3 tRNA genes are annotated in these 547 nt (G+C 47.7%); all 3 read right to left on the reverse strand.

The features are described from left to right. Positions 1 to 131: 131 nt before the first annotated feature. Positions 132 to 207, reverse strand: a tRNA-Thr gene (locus VSX58_RS22300). Between the two features lie 7 nt (positions 208 to 214). After that, positions 215 to 289, reverse strand: a tRNA-Gly gene (locus VSX58_RS22305). Between the two features lie 132 nt (positions 290 to 421). Next, a tRNA-Tyr gene (locus tag VSX58_RS22310) sits at positions 422 to 506 on the reverse strand. Between the last annotated feature and the right edge of the window lie 41 nt (positions 507 to 547).

The raw sequence follows: 547 nt of genomic DNA on the forward strand, positions 1-547 counted from the left end.
GTTCAAATTTTTCTTTAGACATCGGTTGTCCCTCTAAGACACGGATAAATCGGTGGTATCACCACATCAACCAAGCAGTTGCTTGCTGAATTTTTTAACAGAAAGAAAATCAGGAGGAAGAACGAAAGAAGTGGTGCTGATAGGCAGATTCGAACTGCCGACCTCACCCTTACCAAGGGTGCGCTCTACCAACTGAGCTATATCAGCACATCTTTGGAGCGGGCAGTGGGAATCGAACCCACATCATCAGCTTGGAAGGCTGAGGTAATAGCCATTATACGATGCCCGCATCCTGGAACTCGGCTACCTGATTTTTCTGTAGATTTTGAAATTGAAGGATAACACCGTCGTCCTTCGCATTCTTCGATCCGGCTTAGTATTGCATACCGTATCGATTTTATCCTGTCGCCAGGATTGAATTTGGTGGTGGGGGAAGGATTCGAACCTTCGAAGTCTGTGACGGCAGATTTACAGTCTGCTCCCTTTGGCCGCTCGGGAACCCCACCTAATTGTCCACTTGAATGGTGCCGGCACCAAGAGTCGAACT

Source organism: Brenneria populi (assembly GCF_036016195.1).
GTDB lineage: Bacteria > Pseudomonadota > Gammaproteobacteria > Enterobacterales > Enterobacteriaceae > Brenneria > Brenneria populi.